5 protein-coding genes and 1 pseudogene are annotated in these 4,085 nt (G+C 69.1%); 3 read left to right on the top strand and 3 right to left on the bottom strand.

All coding sequences use genetic code 11. The features are described 5' to 3' along the window. Window positions 1-463: pseudogene (locus RT123_RS12140) on the top strand (TetR/AcrR family transcriptional regulator); the annotation flags it as partial. A gap of 15 nt (window positions 464-478) precedes the next feature. Here RT123_RS12140 and RT123_RS12145 read toward each other — a convergent pair. Beyond that, entirely contained in the window at window positions 479-1,009 is a 531-nt protein-coding gene (locus tag RT123_RS12145; RefSeq protein WP_313009387.1) for a DUF2306 domain-containing protein, read from the bottom strand. Window positions 1,010-1,150: 141 nt separating this feature from the next. Here RT123_RS12145 and RT123_RS12150 point away from each other — a divergent pair, with 141 nt between their 5' ends. Beyond that, window positions 1,151-1,930, top strand: coding sequence for a LytTR family DNA-binding domain-containing protein (locus RT123_RS12150; protein WP_235551316.1), 780 nt, complete (start codon window positions 1,151-1,153; stop codon window positions 1,928-1,930). A 4-nt stretch (window positions 1,931-1,934) separates the two neighbouring features. On the opposite strand, the gene RT123_RS12155 is transcribed toward RT123_RS12150, so the two are convergent. After that, window positions 1,935-2,396: a hypothetical protein gene (locus RT123_RS12155; RefSeq protein ID WP_313009389.1), complete on the bottom strand. Its 462-nt coding sequence runs from the start codon at window positions 2,394-2,396 to the stop codon at window positions 1,935-1,937. 79 nt (window positions 2,397-2,475) lie between these two features. On the opposite strand from RT123_RS12155, the gene RT123_RS12160 reads away from it, so the two are divergent. Further along, the gene (locus RT123_RS12160; protein ID WP_313009390.1) at window positions 2,476-3,606 is read left to right on the top strand and encodes a DNA cytosine methyltransferase; all 1,131 of its coding nucleotides are present in this window, start codon (window positions 2,476-2,478) and stop codon (window positions 3,604-3,606) included. 69 nt (window positions 3,607-3,675) lie between these two features. Here RT123_RS12160 and RT123_RS12165 read toward each other — a convergent pair whose 3' ends face one another. Further along, window positions 3,676-4,035 carry a DUF1318 domain-containing protein gene (locus tag RT123_RS12165; protein ID WP_055754619.1) on the bottom strand — a complete coding sequence of 120 codons (360 nt, stop codon included), beginning with the start codon at window positions 4,033-4,035 and terminating at the stop codon, window positions 3,676-3,678. Between the last annotated feature and the right edge of the window lie 50 nt (window positions 4,036-4,085).

The following is a 4,085-nucleotide window of genomic DNA, read 5'->3' on the forward strand; positions in this document are numbered from 1 at the left end:
GGTCTGGAACGACGACCGCGTCGCCGCCATCGACCGCTATGCCGAGACGGCGGGCGACGACATGACGCTGGAGGGCCTGCTGGAAGCCTTCCTGCGACCGCCGTTCGAATGGTCGCTGAAGGGCGGGCCGGGCTGGAAACATTATTCCGCCCTGGTGGCCCAGACCAACGCCAACCCCAGTTTCGGCGGCGAGACGATGGCGCGCTATTTCGACCCGGCCATCCACCGGCTGATCGAACTGATCGCCAAAGTGCTGCCGGGCGCCAGCGAGGTCGACCTGTACTGGGGCTATCACAATCTGTCGGGCGCCCTGACCCTGACGCTGGGCGAGACCGGGCGCCTGGACCGGCTCTCGAACGGCCGGGCGCGATCGGGCGATCTGGAGACGGCGGGCGACTATATGGTCCGGTTCGCGGCGGCCGGGTTCCGGGCTGTGGCCGGGATGTCGTCCCGACAACCCTAATCATTGATGGCCTGATCAGTTAGGGCCGAAGAAGATCGCCCACATCAGACGACCAGGCAGGAAGGTGAAGGCGCCGGCGACGATCAGTCCGCCGACAAACATGCCCGTCATGGAGCGCCGGTGAACAGCCACCCGGTGACGGCGGGCGGCGTAGACCGCCATCGGCAGGGCGACCACGGTCCAACCGCTGAGCAGATGAACCAGAGATAGGCCGCCGGTTCCGTTCGGATTGAGCTGATGGATGAAGAAGGAGCTGACCGCCGTCGTGCCCATCGCCACGACCCAGGCCCAGCCCAGCGTCCGATGCAGCCGGTTTCCCTTGACCCCGACCAGCAGGACGACTCCGATCGCCAGCGCCGTCACGGCCGCAGCCACATGGATCTGGATCGTCGTCGGCGAGGCGAACAGCAGCGACCATCGCGGGGCGTGAAAGGCATAGCCGACGCTCAACATCCGTCCCCCGTCGACCAAAAGATAGGCGACGAGCGGCACGATCAGCAGCGTCAGAGCCAAGGCAGACGATGCGAGGCGAGACAGGCGAGGCATGGGGATATCTCCGTTTCCACCGCCTTGCCGCGGCGCTTCGATCATTGCATCCCGGCTTTCGCCAACGGCCGTCCAGACTGCGCCAACGCCCACCCGACTTTCCCGAGGTTGGAAATCATGGTCTCAAGGCGGGACCGCCAGATGCCGAAAGCCGCCATGACGTCCCAAGCCGCCGACCGCCGCCGCACCTTTTTGCGTGGGCTTATCGTCGCCGTTCTGGCGGGCGTCTTTCTGGCGGTGACCGGCGCTTTCGGCAGCGCGGGCGCGTCCCTGCCCGTGCGCTTGGCCTATTGGGTGGTGATCATGGTGCTGGGCGGGCTTTGGGGGCATCTGTGCAGCGTCTTGGTCAGCCGATTTCTGGATTCGGACGAGCGGCCTTGGCTGACGATTGCGGCCATGGTCCTGATCATCACCGGGCCGCTGTGCGTGCTGGTCTGGGCGGCGACGGGATTGTTCTTCGCCCAGAGGCTCTATCCGCTGGCGGTGCTGCCGCAGCTGATCGTGCCTGTGTTGGTCATTACGGCGGCGGTGACGACGTTGAACGTCTTTTTGGGGCGGGCCGTGCCGGTCCAGACCCATGCGGCGCCGCCTGAGACAGCGGCCCGCCCGGTTCGGTTTCTGGACCGTCTGCCCATGAAGCTGAAAGGCGCGACGATCCGGGCGGTGCAGGCCGAGGACCACTATCTGCGCATCCACACCGACCGGGGATCGGACCTGATCCTGATGCGGCTGTCGGACGCGGTGGAGGAACTGGAGGGGCTGGAGGGCGCCCAGACGCACCGCAGCTGGTGGGTGGCGCGCGAGGCGGTGCGCGCCGTCGAACGCGGCGACGGTCGCGCGACCCTGACGCTGGACGGCGGCCTGTCGGCGCCGGTCAGCCGCCGTTACGCCCGGATGCTGCGCGACGCCGAATGGTGGTGACGCTTCAGGGCGCGGGCTGGGTGGTCAGCATCGACGCCGGCGCCGCGCAGCCGGTCAACTCGTCGTCGCCGATCTCGACCTTGGCCGTCAGCGGATAGGTGCGGTCGCTCATGCCGTCCGAACATTCGGTGGCGATCAGCACGACGTTCAGCGCCTGGTTCAGATTGGTCGAGCTGGCGAAGGTCGCGACCGTGCCCTGAACCGTCGCGCCATGGTTCGGCGCGCGCTGGGTCGGCTGATCGACGCGGGTGTAGATCAGGGCGTCCGGTGTGATCTCCACGCCCCAGAAGGGTTCCGTCCCCAACGCCCTCACCGGCTGGCCCAGATCGACGCCGCCCAGGGTGACGGCGGCCTGGGGCTGCGGCGCCGGCTTGGGCTTGGAATCCTCGCGGTCGTAACAGGCGCTGAGCGAGACGCCGGCGAGGGCGATGGCGAGCGGGGCGGCGGCGAGCGGAATGAGGCGCATGACGGCTCCTTTTGGTTCGGGCGCAGGTGAGGTCCCCGCCACCCTCGGTCAAGGGGCGCGGCTGGGTTATGCTGGTTCCATGTCGATTCGCCCCACCGCATTCGAGTTCTTCGCCGGGGGCGGCCTGGCGGGGTTAGGACTGTCCGCCGCCGGCATCGACACCGTCTTCGCCAACGACATGGACGGGGCCAAGGCGCGCGCCTTCACGGCCAATCATCCGCATACCCCGTTTCGTCAGGGCGATGTCTGGACACTGACCGTCGACGATCTGCCGGGACGGCCCGACATGGCCTGGGCCTCGTCGCCCTGTCAGGACGTCAGCCTGGCGGGCGCGCGCGGCGGGCTGGAGGCCGGGCGGTCGGGCGCCTTCTGGGGCTTCTGGCGGCTGATGCAGGGGCTGGCGGCCGAGGGGCGCAGCCCGCGCGTGATCGTGCTGGAGAACGTCATCGGCCTGCTGACTTCCGGGCCAAAGACCGAAGTGGCGCGGGATTTCGCGGCCGTCTGCACGGCGATGGTCGAGGCGGGCTATACGGTCGGCGCGCTGGAGATGGACGCCGCCCACTGGCTGCCCCAGTCGCGGCCGCGCCTGTTCGTGGTGGCCATTCAGGGCGAGGCGCCGCGCGCGGCCGGTCCGACCCAGCCCTTCCATTCACCCCGTCTCATCGCCGCCCACGCGCGCCTGCCCGAGGTGGTGAAGGCGGCCTGGGCCTGGTGGTCGCTGCCTGCGCCGTCGCAGCGCAATCCGGACTTGGCGGCCATTCTGGAGCCGGACGACGCCGTCACTTGGCTGGATGATGCGGACGCCATCCTGGCCCTGGCCGCGCCGCTGCACCGCGCCCGGATCGCGTCGGGCCTGGCGTCGGGCCAGCGCTGTGTCGGCGCCGCCTATCGCCGGGTGCGGACCGAGAACGGCCGCAAGGTCCAGCGTCTGGAAATCCGGTTCGATGGTCTGGCCGGATGCCTGAGGACGCCGGCCGGCGGCTCGTCGCGTCAATATGTGGTGGTGTGCGATCGGGGCTTGGCGCGGGTTCGGCGGCTGACCGGGCGCGAGGCCGCGCGGCTGATGGGCGTGTCTGACGACTATCGCCTGCCGTCGAGCGAAAGCGCGGCGCTGAAGCTGATGGGCGATGCGGTCGCCGTGCCGGTGGTCAGGGCGCTGGCTGAAGGGCTGTTGCTGCCCGCGCTGTTGGATCGACGCGCCGCCGCCTGACGCCGTCACTGATCGCCAGATAAAAACACCCACCGGGATATCGCCCGAGGGGTGGGAAACATGCGGCCGTTAGCGCTGGACCCACTGGCCTTGAGCGTTGCGGTACCATTGGCCCGAGGAGATGCGGGGCAGCAGCTGGGCCTCGAACATCCGGGCCCCGGCGACATCCGCCGAAGTGCCCGCGTCGGCGGCGCTGCGGGCGTAGGCGGCGCGGCGGCCGGAGTTGGTGGCGTCGACGGCGGCGCGCAGGCTGGCGTCCGAGGTCGGGGTGCGGAAGCCCAGGTAACCGTCGGCCTGCTCACCCACGGTGCCAGCGGCCTTGGCTTGGTCGATCTGCGCCTTCTGGGCGCTGGTCTGGGCGATGGCGGCGCCCGCGACGCCCAGAGCCGCAACGGCGGCGCCGATGACGAAGAGTTTGCGGAAGGTCATGTCAGCCTGTCCCTTTCAGAGAGAAGCGGGAAATCAGAAGAGGTTGGGGT

The organism is Brevundimonas vesicularis, assembly GCF_032067225.1.
Classification (GTDB): domain Bacteria; phylum Pseudomonadota; class Alphaproteobacteria; order Caulobacterales; family Caulobacteraceae; genus Brevundimonas; species Brevundimonas vesicularis_F.